Source organism: Rhodothalassium salexigens DSM 2132, assembly GCF_004341375.1.
GTDB lineage: Bacteria > Pseudomonadota > Alphaproteobacteria > Sphingomonadales > Rhodothalassiaceae > Rhodothalassium > Rhodothalassium salexigens.
This window is the reverse complement of record NZ_SLXO01000013.1, coordinates 33,483-59,038: the sequence shown is the minus strand read 5'-3', so window position 1 is coordinate 59,038 and position 25,556 is coordinate 33,483. Positions and strand designations below refer to the sequence as shown.

Genomic DNA, 25,556 nt, shown 5'->3' with positions numbered 1-25,556 from the left:
CGCGCGGATAAGCGGGCCAGGGGCGGATGGGCAGGCCACAGGCGGATGGACGGACCCCGGGGCGGCGGAGGCGCACGACGCCCGGGGTCGGCCCCGGCAGGAACCGGCCCCGGCACCGCCCGCCGATGGTCTGGCACGGCACGCTAGCGACCGAGTGTGACGGCTTGGTGGCAGCCCGGCCCCATCAGGCGCCTCAGCCCCGCCAGGCGCGCCCGGCGAGCCCCGCACAGACCAACGCCACACCGCCGGCCACGGCGTCGAGCCAAGCGGCCACCCCCCACAGGCTGAGCACGGCGAGCGCGAGGGCGGCAAACGCGGCGGCCTGATAGCGATCGCCCGGCGCGCGGCCAGCGGCGGGGTCGGCGCGGCCGTCCGTGCCCGCAGCACCCTGCCCCGCACCCTGGCCCGCACCCTGCCCCGCATCCTGGCCCGCACCCTGGTCCACCGGCAGCGCCGCCACCGGGCGCCCATGCAGGCCCAGCAGCACCCGCCAGCCAAGCCACGCCGCATAGGGCATCAACGCCAGATGGGCGCCCAGAAACACCCGGTGCCAGCCGCCGAGCCCGACGCCGACCCGCAAGCCCAGCAGCGCCAGCGCCCAGACCAGCAACGCCAGGCCGAGCCGGTGAGCGAGCCGGCGGATGCTGCGGTCCAACCCCTGGGGCACCGGCCGCCAGCCTCGCCCGCCCAAAGCCGGACGATAAACCCACAAGTCGCCGTGTCGCCGCTGCACCATGGTCGCCCCCGCCTGCCCCGTCTGTCTTGGCTTTCCCGCCGGCCCCGCCTGTCTTGACTGTCTTGGCTGTCTTGGCGGTCCGGTTGGTCACCCGGACCAGCCTAAACCCGATCGGCCGGCGCGCCCAGGCCAAGCCCCCCGCGCCCCGTCGTCGCCCCCCCGAGCCGCGCCGTCGCCGCGCCGTCGCCGCGCCGCCCCCCGAGCGCCCCCCGAGCGCCCACAGACCGCCCGACCCGCCGGGCGTCCAACGCCTGCGCACGCTTGAGTGCGGGTTAGAGACAGCGTAGAGACAAAGCCAACAATGACACGCGCCTTTGGGAGCCCTGCCATGTTCGACTTTCCCCACCTGTCCTTCGGCCACGGGTCCGACCTGGACATGCTGCGCGACACGGTGGCCCGCTTCGCCGCCGACAAGATCGCGCCGCGCGCCGCCGAGATCGACGAGACCAACGAGTTCCCGCGCGACCTGTGGCCGGCCATGGGCGAGTTGGGGCTGCTGGGCATCACCGTGCCGGAAGACTATGGCGGCGCCGGCATGGGCTATCTGGCCCACGCCATCGTGGTCGAGGAACTGTCGCGCGCCTCGGCCTCGGTGGGGCTGTCCTATGGCGCGCACTCGAACCTGTGCGTCAACCAGATCGCGCTCAACGGCTCGGAACAGCAGAAGCGCCGCTATCTGCCCAAGCTGATCTCGGGCGAGCATGTGGGCGCGCTGGCCATGTCGGAGCCCGGCGCCGGCTCGGACGTGGTGTCCATGAAGACGCGCGCCGAGCGCTCCAATGACGGCTTCGTGCTCAACGGCTCGAAGATGTGGATCACCAACGGCCCCGACGCCGACGTGCTGATGGTCTATGCCAAGACCGACCCCGAGGCCGGCTCCAAGGGCATCACCGCGTTCCTGATCGAGCGCGACTTCGCCGGCTTCTCGACCGCGCAGAAGCTCGACAAGCTCGGCATGCGCGGCTCCAACACCTGCGAGCTGGTGTTCGAGGACTGCCGGGTGCCGGCCGACAATGTGGTGGGCGGCGAAGGCCGCGGCGTGCGGGTGCTGATGTCGGGGCTCGACTATGAGCGCGTGGTGCTGGCCGCCGGGCCGCTGGGCATCATGCGCGCCTGTCTCGACACGGTGATCCCTTATGTGCACGAGCGCGAGCAGTTCGGCCGGCCGATCGGCGAGTTTCAGTTGATGCAGGGTAAGCTGGCCGACATGTACACCACCTGGGGCGCGGCGCGGTCCTATGTCTATGCGGTGGCGCAGGCCTGCGACCGGGGCGAGACGACGCGCAAGGACGCCGCCGGCTGCATCCTCTATGCCGCGGAAAAGGCCACGCAGATGGCGCTCGACGCGATCCAGGCGCTCGGCGGCAACGGCTATATCAACGACTATCCCACCGGCCGGCTGCTGCGCGACGCCAAGCTCTACGAGATCGGCGCCGGCACCAGCGAAATCCGCCGCATGCTGATCGGCCGCGAGTTGTTCGAAGAAACCCGCTAAGGGCGCCCCGGGACTGATGGCCCGTTCGGCGATCCCGGGCCGTCAATCCGGGTCGAACCAGTCGCGCGCCGCGATCTCGGCCGTCCGGCTGCGTGACACCGGGACCTGAACGCCGCTTTTCAGCACCACCACCCCGCCTTCGCGCCGCCGCTCGGCGGTGCGTATGCCGGCGCGCGCCACCCACCAGGACCGGTGCGTGCGCGCCCCCGGAATCGGTGCCATTTCGGCGATGGCGTCGGCGAAACGGATCAGGATCAGCGCCTCGCCTTGCGCGGTATGGACGCGCACATAATGGTCTTCGGCCGACAGCGCCCAAATCTCGGCGCCTTGTAGCTTCGCAGGCAACCGGCGTGCCAGCCGGGCCGAACGGGCGAAACCGTCGGCCGCCCGGACGGATCGGGCGGCGGCGGTGGACGGCGCGGTGTCGGGAGCATCCGATGGGCCGCCTGCCGCCCTGGCCCCGGCGACCGGCGGCTCGTCGGTCAGCCCCCGCGGCGCGGCCAGCGGATCCGGCGTCGGCTTGGGGGCGAAGGCGGGCGTCAGAGCCGGCCCCGGCAACGGAATGGGCGACGGACCCGACGGCGGCACGGCAGCGGCCGTCGGCGCGGATAGCGCGCTGCCGTCCGCGGCGGGCGGTGATTCGGCCAGATCCGGCGCACCGGCGCCGCCCATGTCGGCCAGTTGCCGCGCGCCGACGACCGCTGCGGTGATCACCGCGACTTTGAGCAACAAATCCCACAGCGCCGACGCCGGAATCGGCTGATCGATCACGATCTGAGCCGTCGCAACGACGGCGCACATGGGCGCGCTGAGGGCTGCCGACAGCAGCAACCATCGCAGCATCCAGGGCGCGCGACCGACCGGCAGCATGCGGGCAAGCTGGGCGGAAATCGCCGTGCCGATCCAGAAGCCCACGGCGATCAGGCCGGTCCAGTAAAGCCACACCCGCGGCCAGCCAAGCACCCCGGTGCCATAGACACCGCTGGCGGCCAACAGTGTGCCGACGATCAGAACGAAGGCGATATTGAAAGCGGTCGTCCGGGCGAACATGGCGGCTCGATCATCGTCAGTCGCGCATCGCCGGTCACGATACCCGCCGCCGGCGATGCGCCGCAACGCCCTCCACGCATCCGCTGTGCCGATTTCGCCCTGGTTGCGGCACATGGGAGTCCGATGCCAATGCCCCCGCACGCAACGCGGCCGAAAGCCAGTCAGCGGGAAAGGCCGACGGCAGAGATGGCCGAGGCAGGCCAGCGCACCGCTCTGGCCTGCCTGATGGCAGCGAGCGAACCGCTTTTGCAATGGAGCCTTGATCATGCGATCTGCCCCCCTGTTCTTGTATGCCCTATGCCTGACCGGCGCCATTGGGCTCGGCAGCAACGCGGCTGACGGTGACCGTGAAACCGGTCGACTGACGCTCACGTTCGAAGTAACCGAGCCGTCGGGCGCAATCATGGCCGCGGTATTCGACAATGCCGATGCCTATGGCGGCAACGGCGCACCGGTGCGCGCTTTCCGCCTGCCGGTCACCGCGCCGACCGTGCGCCAGACGCTCGACGCTCTGCCGCCTGGCGACTATGCGGTGCGGGCATTCCACGACCTCAACGACGACAACAGCCTGAACACCAACCCGTTCGGCGTGCCCGTCGAGGCCGTGGCCTTTTCCAACGGTGCCACGGTCCGCTACGGCCCGCCCGAGTGGGCCGCAACACGGTTTCAGGTGGCGACTGGCGAGACCGGTCAGACGCTGTCGTTCCGCCGCTGACGCCGGGAGCCAGAGCCATGCACACCCCCCGCACGCACCGACCGCCATCGGCGCCGACCATCGGCGGGCCCATCTGCGACCACACCCCGTCGCGGCGCACCGTGCTTAACCTGTTGGCCGGCACCGCCGCCGGTCTCTGGCTCAGCGCCCCGGCCCGACAAGGCGCGCTGGCAGCCGCGGCGGCGCTTGAGGGCGGAACGCCGCGCTGGCATCTGGGCTTTCGCAACGCGCCGGTCGGTGGCGTCGGGCCCGTGCCGCTGCGCCCGATCCATGGCCGCGCGCCCGAAGCCCTGGCCGGCACCCTGATCCGCAACGGACCAGGCCAATTTACCCGGGGCGACCAGACGATCGGGCACTGGTTCGACGGCGATGGCTTGGTCCGGGCGTTCCGCATCGCCGGCGAGGAAGCCCATCTGACCGCCCGCTTCGTCGACACCCACAAGCGTCGGGTTGACACTGCGGCCGGCGGTTTCGTCAGTCCCGGTTTCGGGACGGCGGGCGCCCCGGACACAGCCATCGCCCATGCCGACGACGCCAACGCCGCCAACACCGCCGTGCTCGACCGGGGCGACGCCCTCTGGGCACTGTGGGAAGCCGGCAGCCCCACAGCGCTCGACCCCGAAACCCTGGCGACCCGGGGCACCGTGACGCTGCGCGATGATGTGCGCCACATGCCGTTTTCCGCCCATCCCAAGATTGACCCGCGCGGCTGGATCTGGAACTTCGGCCTCGGTCTGGGAAGCACCCGGGCCTTCGTCTGGGCGCTCGACCCCACAGGGCGAGTGGCCAAAGCAGCCACCATTCCCTGGCCCCGAGCCGCCTACATTCACGATTTCGCGGTCACCGAGCGCAAACTGATCTTTCCGCTGCATCCGTGGATCGTGTCGGGCGGTCATCCGCCGCTTGTGGACCGTCTGGCCTGGCAGCCGGAGCGCGGCGTGACGGTGCTGGTGGTCGACAAGGACAATTTCGCCGACCGGCGGCTGTTCCATCTGCCGGCGGCGTTTTTCTTCCACACCGGCGATGCCTGGGAAGATGCCGGCGGCGGCCTGCATTTCGACGTTTGTTTCGCCGACCGACCGACCATGGATGGCGAGATCGGCGGACAACTGGTCCGTGGCGTGGCGGTTCGGCAAGACCTGCCGCGCCTGTGTCTGGTCTCGCTACATCCGGACGGTCGCGCCGAGGTGCGTCAGTCTGACGTGGTGGCGGAATTCCCGCGCACCGACGCGCGCCGCCAAGGACAGCCGCGTTCGTCGGTGTGGAGTGTCGGACACGATGCCGGCGATCCCGCACCCGCGGTGGGCTTCAATACCGTCCAGCGAACCGACTGGTCGACCGGCACCACCGACTGCTTCCGGTTCGGGTCGGACCATCTCGTCGAGGAGCATATCTTCGTGCCCGCTCCCGGCGGCGGCGCCGAAACCGAGGGCTGGCTGGTCGGTACCAGCCTCAATCTGGCGGCGCAGGCGACCGAATTGCATGTCTTCGACGCCGCCCGTCTGGAGCGCGGGCCGCTGGTCACGTGGCGAGCACCGGTGGCGCTGCCGTTAAGCTTTCATGGGATCTGGCGTTGGTGAGCCAAAGCGTTTTCGCGCCATCGGTCAGCGATTGTCGTGGGCCATGTCGCGCAGGCCCTTGTGGGGCATCGCGTCGAGCACGTCGCCGGCTTGGACCTCGAAAAAGGTGATCACATAGCGGTTCTCGCCCGCCGCCGCGAACAGCGGATAATCGAGCGCGAACAACTCCACCTGGCGGCCGTTGAGCAGCTCAAGCCAGCCCTGGGTGACGGCAATCGCCGGGGTGTCGACGATGCGGCGCACATGAGCGCGCTGGCGCTCGGGCGACACATCGATGATCGTGCCCAGCCGCGTGCCGCGATCGAAGCGCAGATGCGGCTTGGGCTCCACCTGGCCGGTGAACAGATCCTTGACCTCCTCGCCGACGATGCGCGTGACCATATCGCTGCCATCGGCCAACACCTCGCACAGCATCAGACGGCTGTGCCACCCGCGCAACTCGGCGAAATCCAGGTCGCGGCGGGTTGGCCGGTCACAGCGCCGGCACAAACCCCGCCACCAGGCGAGCGATGCAGGCTGCACCTCCAGGTCGGCCATCGGATCGTCGAGGGCGTAATAAGCCTTGATGAGCGTTCGCGACATGGCTCGACCACCCCCCCAACGATCGCTGGTGTCGAGCCAGCCAGCCGCCGGGAGCATCAACAAACTTCCAAAACCGGCGAAGTCCAGTAAAGCATAGACCGCCGACGGATGAAAGAAGTATCCCAGCCATGGCCGGCCAGCTTAAACGGTCACCACCAGATCGCAACAACAGCCGCCCGAGCGCCCGGTTTCGTCTTGGGCCTCCATCGCGCAGCCGAGCACAGCGCCCGCAACGCGGCACAAGCCCACCCCGGCACACGCGGTGGGCAATGGCCGCCTCTCCCCCGACACCAAGCCGAACGGAGCGACAAAAATGCCCGGTTCGGCGGCGCCGAGCCGGGCATCCAATGGCTCATGATCGGGACGATCAAGCGGGCGTTTACGCCTGTTCCTGCACGTCGACCAGTTCGATCTCGAAATTGAGCGCCTTGCCCGCCAGCATGTGATTGGCATCAAGGGTCAGATTGTCGTCGTCGATCGCGGTCACCGTGACCACCACCGACTGCCCGTCGGGCGTGCCCAGTTGCAGGCGCGAGCCCACCTGAACCTCCACATCGTCGGGCAGTTCGCTTTTCGGCACGGTAAAGACCAGTTCGTCCCGGCGTTCGCCATAGGCATCTTCGGCCTCCACGCGCACCGCCTTGGTATCACCGGGCGTCATGCCCTTCACCGCGTCCTCGAAACCGGCGATGATCTGGTTGTCACCGACCACGAAGTCGATCGGCTCGTCACGCTCGCGCGAATTGTCGAATTGCTGTCCGTCGTCCAGCGTGCCCTTGTAGTGCACGCTGACGCGATCGCCGGTTTTCGCTTCCGCCATGCCGGCCTCCTTATATGTCTGTGATCAAATGCCGCCGCCGCGGCCGGTTCAGTCGAGAAGACGGAGATTGCCCGCCGAGGTCCGACCCTTGGCCGCCGGCAACAGCTCGAACTCGACCCGTTGCCCCTCTTCCAGGCTTTCCAAGCCGGCTTGCTTGACTGCGGTAATATGGACGAAGGCGTCCTTGCCGCCCTCGTCGGGCTGGATGAACCCATAGCCCTTGGTCGCGTTGAACCATTTCACCTTACCCGAAGCCACCGTCCGATCTCCGTCTTCCAGTTCGCGTCTCTACCGCAGAGAAGACCGGGCACACACACCTCTAGCTCGGGCGATGAGGCTCAGCACCCAATGCGGCAGAGAAAAGTGTGGGTGTTTGAGTGGGTTCGAGTCAAGCCGCGTCTGTTTGATCCAGGGCCAGTTCTACGGGGGCTAACGCCGAGCGCCCGAGGATCAAATCGGCGGCCTTTTCCGCGATCATGATCGTCGGTGCATTGGTGTTGCCCGACACCAGCGTCGGCATCACCGAGGCGTCCACCACGCGCAGGCCGTCAAGCCCGCGCACCGTCAAGGTGGCATCGACCACGGCTCCGGGCTCGTCGGCGGCGCCCATGCGGCAGGTGCCCACCGGGTGATAGATGGTGGTGCCCTTGTCGCGCATATGGGCCATCAGGGCGTCATCGTCCTGGGCGGTGCTGCCGGGTTCGCGTTCATGGTCGATGTGCTGGGCCAGGGGCGCGCGGGCGACGATCCGGCGGGTCAACCGGTAGCCGTCGAGCATGGCGCGCACGTCGCCGGGCGCGCTCAGATAGTTGGGGCGGATCACGGGCGGCTCGGTGGGGTCGGCGCTGCGCGCGTGGATCGAGCCGCGGCTGTCCGGGCGCAGCAGGCAATGGCCGATGGTCAGCCCCGGGTCGCGGTCGAACTTGAGCTTGTTGCGCTTGTATGCCTCGCCGTCGAGGCTGCCGGCGAGCGCGTGGTATTGCAGGTCGGGCCAGTCCAGGCCGGGGCGCGACTTGGCGAACATCGCCACATGGGCTGCCGAGATGGCGAAAAAGCCGCGCCGGCTGGCCAGATAACGCAGCGCCTCGCGCAGCAGCCCGAGCCCATGGCCCATGGCGTTGACCGACGGCGTGCCGGGCTTGAGCCGGAACGCCAGCGCGGCGTTGAAATGGTCCTGCAAATTCTCGCCCACGCCGGGCAGATGGTGCACCGGCTCGATACCCAGCGCGCGCAGCCGTTCGGCGTCGCCGATGCCCGACAGTTCGAGCAGATGGGGCGAGTTGACCGCCCCGGCGCTCAAAATCACCTCGGCCCCGGCGCGCACGGTGACCGTGCGCCGGCCCTGGCGGTAGCGCACGCCCACCGCCCGGCCGCCGTCGACCAGGATCCGTTCGACCAGCGCGCCGGTCTGCACCGCCACCCGACCGGCCGCCACCGCCGGGTGCAGATAGGCGGTCGCCGCCGACACCCGCCGGCCGCCATGGATGGTCAACTGGTAGAAGCCGACGCCTTCCTGCTCGCCGGCGTTGAAGTCGGCGCGTCGGGGCAGGCCCTCGGCCTCGGCTGCGGCCACCAGGGCGTCGGAAATCGGGTGCTCGAACGTGGGGTCGGAAACGTGCAGCGGGCCGCCGACGCCGTGACCGGGCAGCGCGCCACGCGCCTGGTCTTCGCTGCGCATGAAATAGGGCAACACATGGGCCCAGTCCCAGCCCGCAAGGCCGCGCTGCGCCCAGCCGTCATAGTCGCCGGGATTGCCGCGGATGTAGAGCATGGCGTTGATCGCCGACGATCCGCCCAGGGTCTTGCCGCGCGGCCACAGATGGACCCGGCCACCGGTACCGGCGTCGCGTTCGGTCGGGAACTGCCAATTGAGCGTCCGCGACGACAGGGTCTTGGCATAGCCCACGGGGATATGAATCCAGGCGCTGCGATCCTTCGGCCCGGCTTCGAGGACCAGCACGCGCACGCCCGGCCGCTCGGCCAGACGCCCGGCAAGCGTGCACCCCGCCGACCCGGCACCGATGACGATATAGTCGAAAACCTCGGCGCCCTCGACCCCGCCCGCCTGGCTGGTCCCGCCGGTCTTGGGCGCCCCGCCGGTTTTGGTCGCCATATCGCCTCCCCGCCGGCCCGACCCGGCCTTTACCGCGGCGTCTGCGCCGTCTTCAGAACGAGACTAAACTGGTTCAGCCGCGCGCGTCAAAGCTTTGGGCTTGAACCGGCCGCCGGGGCTCAAGGGGCGATCACAGATTGGCGGCGTCGCGGCGCACCCGGTCGACCAGGAATTCGCGGAACAACCGCACCCGCTTCGACCCGCGCAGTTCCTGGGGATAGACGAAGAAGCTCTCGAACGCCGGGCAATCGATGTGGGTCAGGATGCGCACCAGCCTGTCGTCGCCCTCGGCCAGATAGTCCGGCAAGGCGGCGATGCCGAGGCCCGAGCGAATCGCCTGCAACACCGCATAGGTGGAATTGATCATCATCACCGGCCGACGCGGCCTGCCCTCGGCGCCGATGGTCAGCGTCCAGTTGATGTCGCGCAGCGCATCGGGGGTTTCGGGGCCGTAGACGATCAGGTCGTGGCGGTCCAGATCGGCCGCGGTCAACGGCTCGCCCTTGCGCGCCAGATAGTCGGGCGAGGCGTAGATATGGTGGTGGACGACCACCAGCGGGCGCTGGATCAACTCCGACTGGCGCGAGCCGTGGAAGCGGATCGCCACGTCGGCCTCGCGCCGGCTCAGGTCCAGATCGTTGTCGTCGAGGATCAATTCCAGATCCATCTCGGGATAGGCCTCGATAAAGGCGCTGAGGCGCGGCGCCAGCCAATAGGCGCCGAAGCTGGCCATGGTGGTGATGCGCAGCCGGCCGCGCGGCTGGCCCTTGGCTTCAAGCAACATCTGCTCGGTGCCGGCGAGCCGGTCGGCCATCGCCTCGGCGGTCTCGAACAAGCGCTCGCCTTCATAGGTGAGCACCAGGCCGCGGGCATGGCGGTTGAACAGACTGACGTTGAAATGGTCCTCGACCGCGCGCACCTGGCGGCTGACCGAGGACTGGCTGAGCCCGAGCTTGCGCGCCGCCTCGGTGAAGCTGCCGGCACGCGCGACGGTGTGGAAGATGCGCAGCTTGTCCCAATCTATGGTCGGCGCCATCCGCCCCTCCCCTCAGACTTGCCCTCAGGCTTGGTCGACCGCCGGGTGTCCCGACGGCCGCCCGGCCAGATGCGATGGCGCGCCTCAGCCGCGGCTGTCGGGCCGGGTGAACACCAGCGTGGCGGCGTCGCTCAGATCGTCGCGATAGGTGTAGCCGTCGCGGTCGAAGTCCTTGAGCCCGTCGACCCGATCGATGCGGTTTTCCACCTGAAAGCGCACCATCGCCCCGCGCGCCTTCTTGGCATGGAACGAGATGATCTTGGGCCGGCCATCGCGCATCTCGTAGAAGGCCGGGGTGACCACCTCGACGCCGCGCGCCGCCAGCGCCTGTGTATCGACGGCGGAGAAATATTCCTTCGACGCCAGATTGACCAGCACGTCGCAGGCGGCTTCGGCGGCCAGGGCGGGCGCCAGGGTGTCGCGCCAGAAGGCGTAAAGGTCGGTGCCACGCGGATTGCGGAACTTGGTGCCCATTTCCAGGCGATAGGGTTGCATCAGGTCGAGCGGGCGCAGCAGCCCGTAAAGCCCCGACAAGATGCGCACATGGTCCTGCGCAAAGCCCAGATCGTCGGCCGACAGGCTCGCCGCGTCGAGGCCCTGATAGACGTCGCCTTGAAAGGCGAAGACCGCCTGCTTGGCGTTGGCGAGATCGAAAGGCGGCGAAAACGCCTGAAAGCGCCGGGCGTTCAATTCGGCGATCTGGTCCGACACGCCCATCAGCCCCTGGATCTCCTCGGGCTTGAGCTTGGCGGCTTCGTGCGCCAGAGTCTGCGCCGCGTCCAGAAACGCGGGCTGGCTGTGCCGGTCGACCACCGGCGGGGTCTCGAAATCCAGCCGCTTGGCCGGCGAAAGGACGCTGAGCATGGGGGGCCCCTCGGATGATCCTGATGCTGCCCTTCGCACATACGCAGAGCCGCGTGCCGTGTCAAAGCACCGCTCGACGCGCCCCCCATAAGCGCCTCAACACGCTGCCAGACGCGCGCCCCCTCAGCCCCCGCCCAAGCGCCTCAACAAACGTCCGCCAAGACGCAAGCTGCCAGCCCTGATCACTCGGGCTGGGCGGCCATGGGGTGATCGAACACCAGGTCGCCATAATCCTCGATGGGCGCGGGCCGGCCGATCAGATAACCCTGCATCTGGTCGCAGCCTTCCTCGCGCAGCATGTCCACATGGGCCGCCTGTTCGACGCCCTCGGCCACCACCGGGACGCCGAGCCCACGCGCCAACCCGATCACGCCGCGCACGATAGCCGCCGATTGCTGACTGTCGCCGATCTCCGAGACGAAGCTGCGGTCGATCTTGATTTTGTCGAACGGAAATCGCTTGAGATAACTGAGCGACGAATAGCCGGTGCCGAAATCGTCGAGCACGATGCGCACGCCCCGGGCCTTCAACCGATTGAGCACCTCGACGGCATAGTCGGTATCGTGGATCAGCACACTTTCGGTGATCTCCAACTCCAGCCGCGCGGGGTCGAGCCCGGTGCGCTCGAGCACACCGTCCACCTGGGCGACCAGATCGCTCTTTTCGAACTGCATCACCGAGATGTTGACCGCCACGGTGCACGCCAACGGCCAGCGCGTCGCTTCCTGGCACACGGTCTCCAGCATCCACTCGCCCAAGTCGACGATCGCACCCGATTCCTCGGCGACCGGAATGAACAGGCCCGGCGGCACGACGCCGCGCTCCGGGTGAGTCCAACGCGCCAGCGCCTCGAAACCGAGCAACGAACCGGTACCCACGTCGGCGACCGGCTGGAAGTGCACATGCAAATCGCCGGCACGCAAGGCGTTGCGCAGGTCGACGCCGAGCACCTGGCGCGCGCGACGCTCTTCCTCCATGCGCGCCTCGTAGAAGGTATGGCGGTTGCGGCCGCCGTCTTTGGACCGTTGCAACGCGCTTTCCGCGTGCGCCAACAGCGCCGAGCCGACCAGCGCATCGGTCGGTGCCACCGCGATGCCGATCGAGACGGTGGCCGCGATCTCGTTGCCGTTGACGATCAACGGCACGCCCATGCGGGTCAGCAGACGCCGCGCCAGTTTGTCCGCCGCATGGGGCTGATCCATGCCTTCCTGGATCACCGCAAAGGTATCGCCACCCAGGCAAGCCACGGTGTCGCTGCCGCGCACCGTATTCTTGATCCGCTTGGCGGTCTGGCGCAACACGCCATCGCCGATGTCCTGGCCGCGCAGCTTGTTGATTTCCTGCAAGCGGTCCACATCGACCAGCAACAGGGCGACCGGGTTCTCGTAGCGTTCGGCCAATTGCAGCGCATGGGCCAGCCGGTCGCCGAACAGCGCCCGATTGGGCAGGCGGGTCAGCGCATCGTGCTGGGCCAGGTAGCGGATCCGCGCCTCGGCCTCGTGCTGGTCGCGCAGGTCGCGCAACAGCGCCACCCGGCTGGCATTCTCGTGCGCCTCCGTCTCGCGCACCGACAGCTCCACGGGCACGCCCTCGGTCTGACCGACGGCGGCGAGCCGGAACTCGCGCCCCGGCCCGCCCGGCTGCTCTAGGGCCTGCACCACGGACAGCCGATGATCGTCGATGAACAACTCACTGAAGCGGCAACCGATCAAACTGTCGCGGTTCTGGCCGGTCAATCGGCAGAAGCTGCGATTGACCTCGACGATGCCGTCGTCGCGCAACAGCACGATGCTCTCAAGCGCCACATTGGCCAGATCGGTGACGCGCCGCGCCTCGACCCGGGCGGCGCGGGCCAGATGACGGTCGAGCAGCACCCCGGCGACCCCGACGCCGAGCACCGCCATCACCATCACCATGGTGGTGAAGCTGACCGCCATGCGCGACATGTCGGGCGGTGCCAGGCCGCCGGACAGAGCGACGGCGGCCTCGCCGGCCTGGGACATGGTCAGCAGATAGCCCACAAAGCCGCCGGTGACGACCAGCGACGCAGCGGCGATCAGCCGATGCAGACCTCCGGCACGCCACACCGTCAACATGCCCGCCACCACCACCGCCGTCATCAGCGCCAGAGCGGCGATGACCAGCAGCGGCGACGGCCGCAGAAGCTGGCTGTCGATCAGGCCGGCCAAGCTGATCCAGTGCATCAGGGCAAAGCCCGTGGCCAGCAAGACGGCGGCCAGAAACGGCGCCGTCGAGCGCCTGCGCCCGGCCATCACCATGACCGCTCCGACAACGCTCGCCACCCCGATCAGCACCGCAGCGAGAGCGATGGGCAGGTCGAAATGCCGCCCCGCCAAGGGCTCGAAGGCCAGAAGCGCGATCGCGTGCGCCGCCCAGATGCCACCGCCGCCGGCCACACCGGTGGCGGCCAGCCACCATGGGCCGGGCGTCTTGGCAAGACCCGACGGCGCCCTTTGGACGACGCTCAGCGTCATCAGCACGCTCGCAAAGCCGACCATGGCCGCGACGGCAAGCCAGGCCCCATCGTGGTGGAGTAGCGCTTGGAACAATCCAAACTCCAAGAAAAGGCGGAATCTGCCCGTGACGCAGCGTCTCAGGGAGAAGTTGCTGAATGTTTAAGCATTCTGATCCGGAAGTCGAAAAACACCAACACCCGGCGCGCGGCAGTTCCTTTAGTTTCAAAACACCAATCCCAGCACGGCGGATCGACGGGATCGAGCCATTGATTCCGCCGCCCCAAGCCGTCACACCGGGACGCACCTATCACCCCATGGCCCCGGGAGACCATCGCATGGGTAACAAAAAAGACTTTCGCAGCCTCACCGTCGGCAATCACGAACTGAGCCCCGAGACTCAGATGATGGGCTACGGTTTCGACCCGAAACTGTCCGAAGGCGCATTGAAGCCGCCGGTGTTTCTGACCTCGACGTTCGTGTTTGAATCGGCCGAGCACGGCAAGGACTTTTTCGACCTGGTCGGCGGCCGGCGGGAATTGAACCCGGGCGAATCGGCCGGTTTGGTCTATTCGCGGTTCAACAATCCCGACATGGAAGTGCTCGAAGACCGGCTGGCGCTGTGGGAGAAGTCGGAACTGGCGACGGTGTTTTCGTCGGGCATGGCGGCGATCTTCACCGCCATCATGGCGCACATGAAGCCGGGCGAGGTGCTGGTCTATTCGCAACCGATCTATGGCGGCACCGAGACGCTGATCCTCAACCTGATGCCCAAATGGGGGATCAAGACCGTCGGTTTCGCCGCCAATGACAGCAAGGCGGCGATCGACGAAGCGTTCAAGAAGGCGCAGGAAATGGGCCCGGTGGGCATGGCGCTGATCGAGACGCCGGCCAACCCCACCTGCGGGCTGGTGGACATCCGCTATGTGCGCAATTGGCTTGAAGACTGCCAGGACAGCGACGGCGAGCGCCCGCCGCTGGCGGTCGACAACACGTTCCTGGGCCCGGTGTGGCAAAAGCCGCTCGAACACGGCGCCGACATCGTACTCTATTCGCTGACCAAATATGTCGGCGGGCATTCCGACCTGGTGGCCGGCGCCGCCGCCGGTCCGGCCCGGTGGGTCAAGCCGATGAAGCAGATGCGCTCGGCGATCGGCAACCATATCGATCCGCACACCTGCTGGATGGTCATGCGCAGCCTGGAGACGCTGAAGATCCGCTTCGAGCGCGCCACCGAGAACGCCCGCACCATCGCCGAGTTCCTCCACAACCACCCGAAGGTCGACAAGGTCCACTATCTGGGCTTTCTGGAGACCGGCAGCCCCGCCCATGCGGTGTTCACCCGCCAGTGTCTGGCGCCGGGCTCGACCTTCGCGTTCGACCTCAAGGGCGGCGAGCCCGAGGCGTTCCGCTTCTTGAACGCGCTCGAAGTGGTCAAGCTGGCGGTCAGCTTGGGCGGCACCGAGACGCTGATCTGCCACCCCGCCTCGACCACCCATTCGGGCGTGCCCAAGGACCTGCGCGCCAAGGCGGGCGTCAATGACGCGCTGTGCCGGATCTCGGTGGGGATCGAGTCGGCCGAAGACCTGATCGCCGACCTGACCCAGGCGCTCGACAAGGTCTGACGGCCCGGCCCGGGGGAGCCACCAACTCCAACTCCGTCGGGCCCCTTCCACACCAGCATCAACGGGCGTCACCGGCGCCCGGCCGCGGCTCAGGGCTCGGCGACGCCGTCGCGAGCGTCGCGCGCCACCGCGTCTGCGGCGCGCTCGGCCGGGTCGCCATAGCCGCCGCCCCCGGGCGTTTCCATGACAAAGGTGACGCCCGCCGGCACCACGTCGCGGCCCATGCCGCTCAACTCGGTGCCGTCGCTCAGATAGGCGCGGCCGGGCGCGCCGTCGCCGCCGCCCGCCCGGCCGCGCGGCGCGTGCACCAGCCGGTCGAACATACGGCTGACCGCGAACGGCCGGTCGTCGGCATGACCGAACTCCATCACCTGGCCCATGCCGCCGCGAAACCGTCCCGCGCCGCCGCTGCCGGGGCGAAACTCCTTGCGCCAGACGATCACCGGCGCGGTCGCCTCGTAGATCTCCACCGGCGTCGAGCGCACGCCCGACGGGAACGCCGTGCAGTCGAGCCCGTCGCGGTCCGGCCGGGCGCCCATGCCGCCGGTGTGAAACGGGTTGATGACGAACGCCGGGCCCGGATCGCCGGTTGGGCGGCCCGCTCGGCGGGCCGGTCCCGGCGCCCGGGTCGGCGCCGCCCCGGCCGCGACCTCCAGCCCCTGCCCCGGCCCGCCGAGCAGCACCGGGTTCCACAGGCAGCCCGCCCCCTCGGCCGGCACCCGGTCGGGCAGCAGTTGCGCCAGACAGCCGAGCACCACGTCGGGCAGCATCTGGCCGATGGCGTGGCGCGCCGACACCGGCGCCGGGCGCTGCGCGTTCAACACGCAGCCCGCGGGTGCCGTGGTGACCACGCGCGCCAGGCTGGCATGATTGTTGGGCACCGCCGCGCCGATCAGCACGCGCACGCCGAACGCCGAATAGGCCTGGGTGTAGGTCAAGGGCACATTGACCCCGCGCGGCGCCTGGGCCGAACTGCCGGTCCAGTCGATATGAATGGTCTCGTCGGCGACGCTCAGCGTGCACACCAGGTCGAGCGGCGCGTCATGGCCGTCGATGCGCATGGCATGGCGCACGCGGGTCTGGGGCAGCCTGGCGATCTCGGCGCGCATGGCGGCGTCCGAGCGCACCAGGATCTGCTCGGCCACCGGGCCCAAGTCGGCAAGCCCGAATTCGTCGAGCATGGCGGCCAATCGCTCGGCGCCGGTGCGGTTGCAGGCGGCCAGCGAATAGAGATCGCCCTCGGCGGCCACCGGGTCGCGCACATTGGCCCGGACGATGGCCATCAGCGTGTCGTTGAGCCGGCCGCGGTCGAACAGCTTGGCGATCGGGATCAACAGGCCTTCCTCGAACACGCTGCGACCCTGCGGCCCGAAGCCCAGACCGCCCACATCGGCGATATGGGTGGTGGCGGCGAACAGCGCGATCGCCCGGCCGGCCCGGAACACCGGCGTGACCACGGTGAAATCGTTGAGGTGGCCGGTGCCATCCCAGGGGTCATTGGTCACCAGCACGTCGCCCGGGCTTAAGCTGTCGAGGGGATAGGCGCGCAGGAACGCGCCCACCGACGCGGCCATGGCGTTGACGTGGCCGGGCGTACCGGTGACCGCCTGGGCGAGCATGCGGCCCTGGTCGTCGAACACGCCCGCCGACAGGTCGCCGGCCTCGCGCACGGTGGTGGAAAAGGCGGTGCGGATCAGCGTCTGCGCCTGTTCCTCGACCACGGCGATCAACCGGTGCCAGAGGATCTGCGCCTGAAGGTCGGTCACTGCGGTCATCGCCCGGGCCCCTGTCTCGACGCCGACGACTATCGCGCACACACCCTCCTTGGGCCAAGTCTTCAAATCGGGCCGCCGGACGCGCTAGGGTGCGACCAAACACCGATTTGGAGAACCGCCCATGAGCCAGCACAGCCATCGCCGCAAACATCGCAAACCCCAGGGCGGGGAACGGCGCCTGTTGCTGGTGCTGGGCCTGGCCGCCCTGCTGATCCTGATCCTGTTCGCCAGCGGCTTTTAAGCCCGTCCAGCCCGCCGGTCCTGGGGCAGACGCCGGGCTCAGCCGTCGGTGCGGACCACGTCGAGCGAGGCGAGCAGGCTGGTGCGGGCGGTGAAGAAGCGGTCGGTGCGGGCGTCGAGGGCGGCGGGGTCCATGAGCGCCGTGCCGGCGCTGCCGAAGCGCGCGCGCACCGCCGCCATCAGCCAGGCGCGCGCCTGGGCCGCGCGGCGCGTGGCCAGGGCTTCGGCGGGCGCGGCGAGGCTGCGGGCGTGCGCCGCCACCGCGTCGATAAACGCGTCGAGGCCCGCGTGCCGGTCGGCCGAGACGCTGAGCACCGGCGGCGTCCAGTCACCGCGCCCGGCGGCCAGGCTCAACGCGCCCTCCACGTCGGCGACCGCTTTCTGCGCCGGGGTGCCCAGGTCCGCCTTGGTGACCACGAACAGGTCCGGCACCTCCATGATGCCGGCCTTCATGAATTGCAGGCTATCGCCGGAGCCGGGCTGGATGCAGAACGCCACCGTGTCGGCCACCTGGCCCACATCGGTTTCGGACTGGCCGACGCCCACGGTCTCGACGATCACATGGTCGAACAGCGCGCGCATCAACACGGTGGCGGGGAAGGTCAGTTCGGCCAGACCGCCCAGCGCCTCGCGCGCCGCCATGGAGCGGACGAACACGCCCTGGTCTTCGGGGTCGGTCTTGAACCGGGTGCGGTCGCCGAGCAGGGCACCGCCGGTGGCGCGCGACGTGGGGTCGACGGCGATCACGCCGACGGTCTCGCCCCGCCCGCGCCACAGCGCGATCAGCCGGTTGACCAGCGTCGACTTGCCGACACCGGGCGGCCCGGTGAGCCCCAACACATGGCCCACCGGCGCGTCATAGGCGGCGTCGAGCAGCGCAGCGACCGCCGGCGCCGCGCCGGTCCGTTCCATGGCCGCGAGCGCGCGGGCGAGCCCCGGCTTGCCCGCGCCGCGCACCGCGTCGAGGGTCAGTGCCGGAGCGGCAGCGGCGGCGTGCGCCTCGGTGCCGTCGGCTGCGGCCATGGCGTCGCTCAGTCCTCGGCGAGCGCGGCTTGGGCCGCGGCCAGGCGCGCGATCGGCACCCGATAGGCCGAGCAGGACACATAGTCGAGCCCCTGGCGATGGCAGAACGCCACCGACTGCGGGTCGCCGCCATGCTCGCCGCAGATGCCAAGCTTGATGTCGGGCTTGGTGGCCCGGCCGCGCTCAGCCGCGATCTTGACCAGTTCGCCGACGCCGGCGCGGTCCATGGACACGAACGGGTCGTAGGCCAGCAGCCCCTGCTCCACATAGGCGGGCAGGAAGCGGCTGGCGTCGTCGCGGCTGATGCCCAGCGTGGTCTGGGTCAGGTCGTTGGTGCCGAACGAGAAGAAGTCGGCATGGTCGGCGATCGAGCCGGCTTGCAGGCAGGCGCGCGGCAGTTCGATCATGGTGCCGATCAGATAGTCGAGCTTGTGGCCCGAGGCGGCGATCACCTCTTGCGCCACCGCTTCGACCCGCTTGCGGATGCTGGCCAGTTCCTTGTCGCCGAACACCAGCGGGATCATGATTTCGGGCACCACGGTCTGGCCGCTTTCCTGGGCCACTTCCAGCGCCGCCTCGATGATCGCGCGGGTCTGCATCTCGTAGATTTCGGGATAGGTCACCGCCAGGCGGCAGCCCCGGTGGCCGAGCATGGGGTTGAATTCCTCCAGCTCCTTGGCCCGCCAGCGCAGGCTTTCGGGCTCGACGCCCATGGCCTCGGCCACATCGGCGAATTCCTGTTCCTCGTGCGGCAGGAACTCGTGCAACGGCGGGTCGAGCAGACGGATGGTCACCGGCAGCCCGGCCATGATCCGGAACAGCTCGACGAAATCGCCGCGCTGCATGGGGCGCAGTTTTTCAAGCGCCGCGCGCCGGCCGTCGGCGTCGCGGGCCAGGATCATCTGGCGCACGGCGATGATCCGGTCGGCCTCGAAGAACATGTGCTCGGTGCGGCACAGACCGATGCCTTCAGCGCCGAATTCGCGCGCGGTCTGGGTGTCGCCCGGGGTGTCGGTGTTGGCGCGCACCTTGAGCTTGCGGCTGCGGTCGGCCCACTGCATCAGGGTCGAGAAATCGCCCGACAGTTCGGGCTTGAGCGTCGGCACCTCGCCGACCATCACCTCGCCGGTGGTGCCGTCGAGGGTAACCAGGTCGCCGGCCTTCAGCGTGCGGCCGTTGCAGGTGATCGTGCGGGTCTTGATGTCGATGTGCAGCGAGCCCGCCCCCGACACGCAGCACCGGCCCATGCCGCGCGCCACCACGGCGGCGTGGCTGGTCATGCCCCCGCGCGAGGTCAGGATGCCGCGCGCCGCCGCCATGCCATGGATGTCCTCGGGGCTGGTCTCGACGCGCACCAGGATGACGTTTTCGCCCTGTTTGGCCTTTTCCTCGGCCTCGTCGGCGGTGAACACCACCTGCCCCGACGCGGCCCCGGGCGACGCCGGCAGACCCTTGGTCAGCACGTCGCGCGGTGCCGCCGGGTCGAGCGTCGGGTGCAGCAGTTGGTCAAGCTGGCTCGGCTCGACGCGCGTCACCGCCTCGGTCTCGGTGATCAGCCCTTCATGGGCCATGTTGACGGCGATGCGCAGGGCCGCCTTGGCGGTGCGCTTGCCGGCGCGCGTCTGGAGCATCCAGAGCTTGCCCTCCTGGACCGTGAACTCGATGTCCTGCATGTCGCGATAGTGGGTCTCCAGCTTCTCGAACACGTCGAGCAACTGGCCATAGACGCCGGGCATGACCTCTTCCATGCTCGGCTTGTCGGAGCCGGGGCCCGCGGCCTCGGCGGCTTCGCGGCTCAGCGGCTGGGGCGTGCGGATGCCGGCGACCACGTCCTCGCCCTGGGCGTTGACCAGAAACTCGCCATAGACCTCGCGCTCGCCGGTCGAGGGGTTGCGGGTGAACGCCACGCCGGTGGCCGAGGTCTCGCCCATATTGCCGAACACCATGGCCTGGACATTGACCGCCGTGCCCCATTCCTCGGGGATATTGTGAAGCCGGCGATAGGTCCGGGCGCGGTCGATCTGCCACGACCCGAACACCGCGCCGATGGCGCCCCAAAGCTGGTCCTTGGGGTCTTGCGGGAACGGCCGGTCGTGATTGTCGGCGACGATCTTCTTGAACGCCTCGACCAGTTGCTTCCAGTCGTCGGCGTCGAGATCGGTGTCGAGGTCGGCGTTCTTGCCTTCCTTGTGGATCTCGATCGCTTCCTCGAACAGGTAATGGTCGACGCCCATCACCACGTCGGCATACATCTGGATGAACCGGCGATAGCTGTCCCAGGCGAATCGCTCGTCGCCCGACTGCTGGGCAAGCCCCGCCGCGGTCTCGTCGTTGAGCCCCAGATTGAGCACCGTGTCCATCATGCCGGGCATGGACACCCGCGCGCCCGAACGCACCGAGACCAAGAGCGGCTTGGCCGGGTCGCCGAAGCGCGCGCCGACGGTCTGTTCCACCTGCGCCAGCGCGGCTTCCACAGCCCCTTCCAGGTCGGCGGGATAGGTCCGATCATTCTGGTAGAAATAGGTGCAGACGTCGGTGGAAATGGTGAAGCCCGGCGGCACCGGCAGCCCCAGCGACGCCATCTCGGCGAGGTTGGCGCCCTTGCCGCCGAGCAGGTCGCGCATGGCACGCCCGCCCTCGGCCTTGCCGTCGCCGAAGCTGTACACCCATTTGGTCTTGGTCTGCGTTGCTGAAGTCACGGTCATCGCCCCCTGGGCTACTCTAATGTGTCACGCGGCGCAGCATAGACCCGGCCCCCGACCCTGGCAAATGCTGTGCCGGGTCCGTCGGGCGTGCGCCGCCACGGTGATCGGATCGAGACCCTTAGCCCTCGATCCGGGAAAAATCGGCCACGGTGTGGGCGGCCTGCCGGATGCGCGCCAACAGCGCCAACCGGTTGGCCCGGACCGCCGGGTCGCCGGCATTGACCGTCACCTGGTCGAAAAAGGCGTCGATGGGCGCGCGCAATTGGGCCAGCGCGCCCATGGCGTCGGCGTAATCCTCACGGGCAACGGCGGCTTCGGCCTGGGCCGTGGCGTCCGTGAGCTTGTCGTAAAGATGCTTTTCGGCCGGCTCCTTGAGCAAGGTCAAGTGGGCTTCGCCCGGCGCCGGGCGGCCGTCCTTCTTCTCTTCGATCTTGAGGATGTTGGCGGCGCGCTTGTAGCCGGCCAACAGATTGGCGCCGTCGTCGGTCTCGACGAAGCGCTGCAAGGCGTCGACGCGCGCCAACAATCGCACCAGATCGTCTTCGCCGCCGAGCGCGAACACCGCATCGATCAGGTCGTGGCGCACGCCCTTGGCCCGCTGCTGCACCGTCAGCCGGTCGGCGAAAAACGCCGGGATATCGGTCTCGACGGCGGCGATGGCGGCGCGGTCGCCGTCCAGCAGCCGCCCGGCGTGGGCGCCGACCAGCGCCACCAGGCTCAGCCGCAGCCGGTTCTCGACGATCAAGCGGATCACGCCCAAGGCGGCCCGGCGCAGGGCGAAGGGGTCCTTGGAGCCGGTGGGCTTCTCGTCGATGCCGAAAAAGCCGACCAGGGTGTCGAGCTTTTCGGCCAACGCCACGCACACCGCCACCGGGTCGGTGGGGCAGCGGTCGTCGGGGCCCTTGGGCGCGTAATGCTGTTCGATGGCGTGGGCGACCGGCGCCGGCAGCCCCTCGGCCGCGGCATAATAGCGGCCCATCAGGCCCTGAAGCTCGGGGAATTCGCCGACCATCTCGGTGACCAGATCGGCCTTGGCGAGCCGCGCCGCCTGGCGCACCTGGTCGACGAACCCGTCGGACGCCGCGCCCAGCATTTGCGGTCCGACCACCTCGACCGCCAGGCGCTCGGCCAAGGCCGTCATCCGCTCGACCCGCTCGGCCAGGGTGCCGAGCTTGTCGTGGAAGGTGATCGCCTTGAGCGCCGGCAGACGCGCCGCCAGCGGCGTCTTGCGGTCCTGATCCCAGAAGAAGCGGGCGTCGGACAGGCGCGCGGCGAGCACGCGTTCATTGCCCGCCTTGATCGCCGCGCCCCCGTCGGCGGCGACCTTGTTGGCGATCACCACGAAGTGCGGGGCCAGAGCGCCGGTCTTGGGGTCCTGGAGCGCGAAATACTTCTGGTGCGTGCGCATGGAGGCGGTCAGCACCTCGCCCGGCAGGTCGAGGAACGCCGGGTCGAAATCGCCCAACAGCGCCACCGGCCATTCCACCAGCCCGGCCACCTCGTCGAGCAGCCCGGGGTCGTCGACCAGCGCCAGGCCGCGCGCCTCGGCAAGGTCCCGGGCGGCGTCGGCGATGGCGGCGCGCCTCTCGGCGGGGTCCAGGATCACCCGCGCCTGGGCCAATCGGTCGACATAGTCCTGAACGCCGCCGACCCGGATCGGCTCGGGCGCCAGGAACGGGTGGCCGGCCGTGGTGTCGCCGGCCTCGATCCCGTCCACCGCGCAGGTCACCACCCGGCCGTCGAACAGGCACAAGATCGAGTGCAGGGGGCGCACCCAGCGCAGGCTGCCGGTGCCCCAGCGCATCGACTTGGGCCACGGAAACCCGCGCACGATGCGCTCCACCGCTTCGCCGACCACCTCGGGCGTCGGCCGGCCGGGCCGGTCGATCACCGCATAGAGGAAGCGGCCCTTCTTCTCGTCGCGTTCCTCGGCCTGGTCGCGGGTGATGCCCGCAGACGCCAAAAAGCCCGCGATCGCCTTGTCGGGCGCGTCGGCGCGCGGGCCGCGGCGTTCCTCGTGGACGTCGGGTTGGGCGGCGGGCAGGCCGGTGACCACCAAGGTCAGGCGGCGCGGCGTGGCGTAGGCGTCCATGCCCGCGAACGCCAAGCCGGCGTCTTTCAACTCGGCGGTCATCAAGCGCTTGAGGTCGTCGCACGCCCGGCGCTGCATGCGCGCGGGAATTTCCTCGGAATAGAGCTCCAGCAGCAGGTCGGACCCGGAGTGCTCAGACATGGGCTGCCTCCCCCGCTGCGTCGGCCGACCGGGCCAGGCGTTCCTCATGGGCGGCGAAGCGCTCGCAGCACATCTTGGCGAGCGCGCGCACGCGGCCGATATAGGCCTGGCGTTCGGTCACCGAGATCACCCCGCGCGCGTCGAGCAGGTTGAACAGGTGGCTCGCCTTGATGGTCTGGTCATAGGCCGGCAGCGGCAGGTCGGCGTCGATCAGGCGCGCGCACTCGGCCTCGGCGTCGCGGAAGTGCTGGGCGAGCGCACGGGTGTCGGCATGGTCGAAATTATAGGCCGAGAACTGCTTTTCCGACGCCAGATAGACGTCGCCATAGCGCACCCCGGCGCCGTTGAAGTCCAGGTCATAGACGTTCTCGATGCCCTGGACATACATGGCCAGCCGTTCCAGGCCATAGGTCAGTTCGCCGGCCACCGGGTGGCAGTCGAGGCCGCCCACCTGCTGGAAATAGGTGAACTGGCTGACCTCCATGCCGTCGCACCAGACCTCCCAGCCGAGCCCCCAGGCGCCGAGCGTCGGGCTTTCCCAATCGTCCTCGACGAAGCGGATGTCGTGGGCGGCCATGTCGAGCCCGATCGCCGCCAGGCTGCCCAGATAGCGCTGCTGGAAATCCGCCGGGCTCGGCTTCATGATCACCTGGAACTGGTAATAGTGCTGAAGCCGGTTGGGATTCTCGCCATAGCGGCCGTCGGTGGGCCGGCGACAGGGCTGCACATAGGCAGCATTCCATGGCCGCGGGCCCAAAGCCTTGAGCGTGGTCGCCCAGTGGAAGGTACCGGCGCCCATCTCCACGTCATAGGGCTGGAGGATGACGCAGCCCTGGTCGGACCAGTAGCGTTGCAGACGCAGGATGATGTCCTGAAACGACGGCGCAGAAGAGGCCAATGGACGCATTCCGTAATCGATTGGGTGGAAACCAAGCGTGGGCTGTGCACGCGGGCGCAGCATTAGCCGCGCACCCCCAGCCGGTCAAGGCGGCCCATGGGACCCGCGCGCCCCGTGCCGTCCCCCGAACGGCCGCGGGGACAGCCGAGGGCATGGGCGATGGCCCGACCATGGAACAGGCCCACGCACGCCGGCCCGCCGGCCGCGCGCACCACAGGCGACGGCCGGATCGCGGCCACCGCGCGCCGTCAAGGCCGCAACGGTGGCAAAAGCCCGAGAGGCGGGAGGCCGGTCAGTAGACCCGGTCGATACAGAAATCGACGATGTCGAGCAGCAGGCGCTTGGCCTCATTGTCGGGGAACGGGTCGAGTGCGCGGCGCGCCGCCTCGCCGAAGCTCTGCGCGCGGGCGGCGGTCTCGGCCAGCGCCTCGTGGCGGCGGACCAGCGCGATGGCGTGGTCGAGGTCGCCGTCCACCTGCTCGGTGTCTTCAAGCGTGCGCACCCAGAAGGCGCGTTCCTCGTCGGTGCCGCGACTGTGTGCGATGATCACCGGCAGGGTGATCTTGCCCTCGCGGAAATCGTCACCGAGCGACTTGCCCAGTTCGGCCTGCTTGGCGGAATAGTCGAGAATGTCGTCGACCAGTTGGAACGCCACGCCCAGATTGTGGCCATAGGCCTTGAGCGCGTCCCATTCGGCCTGCGGACGCCCGGCCACCACCGCGGCCACCTCGCACGCGGCGGCGAACAGGGCGGCGGTCTTGGCGCCGATCACTTCGAGATAGGCTTCCTCGGTGGTGCCCAGATCGTTCGAGGTGGTCAGTTGCAGCACCTCGCCCTCGGCGATGATGCCGGCGGCGCGCGACAGGATGCGCAGCACGTCGAGCGAGCCGTCCTCGACCATCAATTCGAACGAGCGCGAAAACAGAAAATCGCCGACCAGCACGCTGGGTTTGTTGCCCCAGACGGCATTGGCCGATTCGATGCCGCGGCGCAGGTCGCTTTCGTCGACCACATCGTCGTGCAACAGGGTGGCGGTGTGGATGAACTCCACGCACGCCGCCAGCCCTTCGTGCCGGCGCCCGTCATAGGCGAGCATCTGCGCCGACGCGAGCGTCAGCATGGGCCGCAACCGCTTGCCCCCCGACGAGACCAGATGGCCGGCCAATTGCGGGATCAGCGGGATCGACGACTGCATCCGATCCAGGATGATCTGGTTGACCCGCGACAGGTCGTCCGCCACCAGGGTCTGCAACCGGTCCAGCGCTTCGTGATGGGCCGGCGCCCGGTCGGTTGAAAGAGGAACACTCTCCGCCACAATCGATCCTGTTCGATGTCAGCCAGGGCCAGGAAGTCGCCGCCCGGAAAAGGCAGCGTCGGGGCTATGGCATGTTTCACATGGGGTGACAATAGGGACCACCGCTGCGACAATACAAGAGATCGTTCCGCCGCAGCGCCTTGACCTTGGGACACTTGGCGCGGGTCGGCCGGAATGGCAAGAGGGCAGTGAACTGACCGCGAGACCGCAACGGACCGACGCCCGTGTGCCATCGGCCGCGGACCGTCCCGCCCGAACGCGCGATGCCGTGCCCTTG

Annotated in this window: 19 protein-coding genes; 4 read left to right on the top strand and 15 right to left on the bottom strand. The window is 68.9% G+C overall.

What is annotated here, in order from left to right:
• Positions 1-193: 193 nt before the first annotated feature.
• Entirely contained in the window at positions 194-667 is a 474-nt protein-coding gene (locus EV659_RS13545) for a hypothetical protein (protein ID WP_132709425.1), read from the bottom strand.
• A 397-nt stretch (positions 668-1,064) separates the two neighbouring features.
• Between EV659_RS13545 and EV659_RS13540 the strand changes: the two genes are divergently transcribed.
• Positions 1,065-2,231 (top strand): isovaleryl-CoA dehydrogenase, encoded by a 1,167-nt coding sequence (locus tag EV659_RS13540; RefSeq protein WP_132709424.1) that lies wholly within the window; start codon positions 1,065-1,067, stop codon positions 2,229-2,231.
• Between the two features lie 42 nt (positions 2,232-2,273).
• Here the strand turns inward: EV659_RS13540 and EV659_RS14920 are convergent, their stop codons facing one another.
• On the bottom strand, positions 2,274-3,548 hold the full coding sequence (locus EV659_RS14920) for a LytTR family transcriptional regulator DNA-binding domain-containing protein (protein ID WP_200288043.1): 1,275 nt from the start codon (positions 3,546-3,548) through the stop codon (positions 2,274-2,276).
• On the opposite strand from EV659_RS14920, the gene EV659_RS13530 reads away from it, so the two are divergent.
• Positions 3,547-3,996, top strand: coding sequence for a DUF2141 domain-containing protein (locus EV659_RS13530; RefSeq protein ID WP_132709423.1), 450 nt, complete (start codon positions 3,547-3,549; stop codon positions 3,994-3,996). The genes EV659_RS14920 and EV659_RS13530 overlap by 2 nt on opposite strands.
• A 17-nt stretch (positions 3,997-4,013) precedes the next feature.
• Positions 4,014-5,576: a carotenoid oxygenase family protein gene (locus EV659_RS13525; RefSeq protein WP_132709422.1), complete on the top strand. Its 1,563-nt coding sequence runs from the start codon at positions 4,014-4,016 to the stop codon at positions 5,574-5,576.
• 24 nt (positions 5,577-5,600) lie between these two features.
• Here EV659_RS13525 and EV659_RS13520 read toward each other — a convergent pair whose 3' ends face one another.
• From EV659_RS13520 to EV659_RS13490, 7 genes are all read right to left on the bottom strand, one after another.
• Positions 5,601-6,158: a PAS domain-containing protein gene (locus tag EV659_RS13520; RefSeq protein WP_132709421.1), complete on the bottom strand. Its 558-nt coding sequence runs from the start codon at positions 6,156-6,158 to the stop codon at positions 5,601-5,603.
• A gap of 379 nt (positions 6,159-6,537) precedes the next feature.
• Complete coding sequence (locus EV659_RS13515) at positions 6,538-6,978, bottom strand: FKBP-type peptidyl-prolyl cis-trans isomerase (protein ID WP_132709420.1); 441 nt, start codon at positions 6,976-6,978, stop codon at positions 6,538-6,540.
• A gap of 48 nt (positions 6,979-7,026) precedes the next feature.
• The gene (locus EV659_RS13510) at positions 7,027-7,236 is read right to left on the bottom strand and encodes a cold-shock protein (RefSeq protein WP_132709419.1); all 210 of its coding nucleotides are present in this window, start codon (positions 7,234-7,236) and stop codon (positions 7,027-7,029) included.
• A 130-nt stretch (positions 7,237-7,366) separates the two neighbouring features.
• Complete coding sequence (locus EV659_RS13505; protein ID WP_132709418.1) at positions 7,367-9,091, bottom strand: GMC family oxidoreductase; 1,725 nt, start codon at positions 9,089-9,091, stop codon at positions 7,367-7,369.
• Between the two features lie 130 nt (positions 9,092-9,221).
• A complete protein-coding gene (locus tag EV659_RS13500; RefSeq protein ID WP_132709417.1) occupies positions 9,222-10,127 on the bottom strand; it encodes a LysR family transcriptional regulator in 906 nt (301 codons plus the stop codon).
• Positions 10,128-10,211: 84 nt separating this feature from the next.
• Positions 10,212-10,991, bottom strand: a complete 780-nt coding sequence (gene yaaA, locus EV659_RS13495) for a peroxide stress protein YaaA (RefSeq protein ID WP_132709416.1) — start codon at positions 10,989-10,991, stop codon at positions 10,212-10,214.
• Positions 10,992-11,173: 182 nt separating this feature from the next.
• On the bottom strand, positions 11,174-13,561 hold the full coding sequence (locus EV659_RS13490) for a bifunctional diguanylate cyclase/phosphodiesterase (protein WP_132709415.1): 2,388 nt from the start codon (positions 13,559-13,561) through the stop codon (positions 11,174-11,176).
• Positions 13,562-13,803: 242 nt separating this feature from the next.
• Here EV659_RS13490 and EV659_RS13485 point away from each other — a divergent pair, with 242 nt between their 5' ends.
• A complete protein-coding gene (locus tag EV659_RS13485) occupies positions 13,804-15,090 on the top strand; it encodes a cystathionine gamma-synthase family protein (protein ID WP_132709414.1) in 1,287 nt (428 codons plus the stop codon).
• A gap of 89 nt (positions 15,091-15,179) precedes the next feature.
• Here the strand turns inward: EV659_RS13485 and EV659_RS13480 are convergent, their stop codons facing one another.
• From EV659_RS13480 to EV659_RS13455, 6 genes are all read right to left on the bottom strand, one after another.
• Positions 15,180-16,865: a hydantoinase B/oxoprolinase family protein gene (locus tag EV659_RS13480; protein ID WP_132709413.1), complete on the bottom strand. Its 1,686-nt coding sequence runs from the start codon at positions 16,863-16,865 to the stop codon at positions 15,180-15,182.
• 279 nt (positions 16,866-17,144) lie between these two features.
• Positions 17,145-18,128, bottom strand: a complete 984-nt coding sequence (locus tag EV659_RS13475) for an ArgK/MeaB family GTPase (RefSeq protein WP_165878911.1) — start codon at positions 18,126-18,128, stop codon at positions 17,145-17,147.
• An 8-nt stretch (positions 18,129-18,136) separates the two neighbouring features.
• Positions 18,137-20,833, bottom strand: coding sequence for a pyruvate, phosphate dikinase (gene ppdK, locus EV659_RS13470; protein WP_132709412.1), 2,697 nt, complete (start codon positions 20,831-20,833; stop codon positions 18,137-18,139).
• A 118-nt stretch (positions 20,834-20,951) separates the two neighbouring features.
• Positions 20,952-23,066 carry a glycine--tRNA ligase subunit beta gene (gene glyS, locus EV659_RS13465; protein WP_132709411.1) on the bottom strand — a complete coding sequence of 705 codons (2,115 nt, stop codon included), beginning with the start codon at positions 23,064-23,066 and terminating at the stop codon, positions 20,952-20,954.
• Positions 23,059-23,973, bottom strand: a complete 915-nt coding sequence (locus tag EV659_RS13460) for a glycine--tRNA ligase subunit alpha (protein ID WP_132709410.1) — start codon at positions 23,971-23,973, stop codon at positions 23,059-23,061. Before EV659_RS13460 ends, glyS begins: the two co-directional genes overlap by 8 nt.
• Positions 23,974-24,256: 283 nt before the next feature.
• On the bottom strand, positions 24,257-25,279 hold the full coding sequence (locus EV659_RS13455; protein ID WP_200287677.1) for a polyprenyl synthetase family protein: 1,023 nt from the start codon (positions 25,277-25,279) through the stop codon (positions 24,257-24,259).
• Positions 25,280-25,556: the final 277 nt, after the last annotated feature.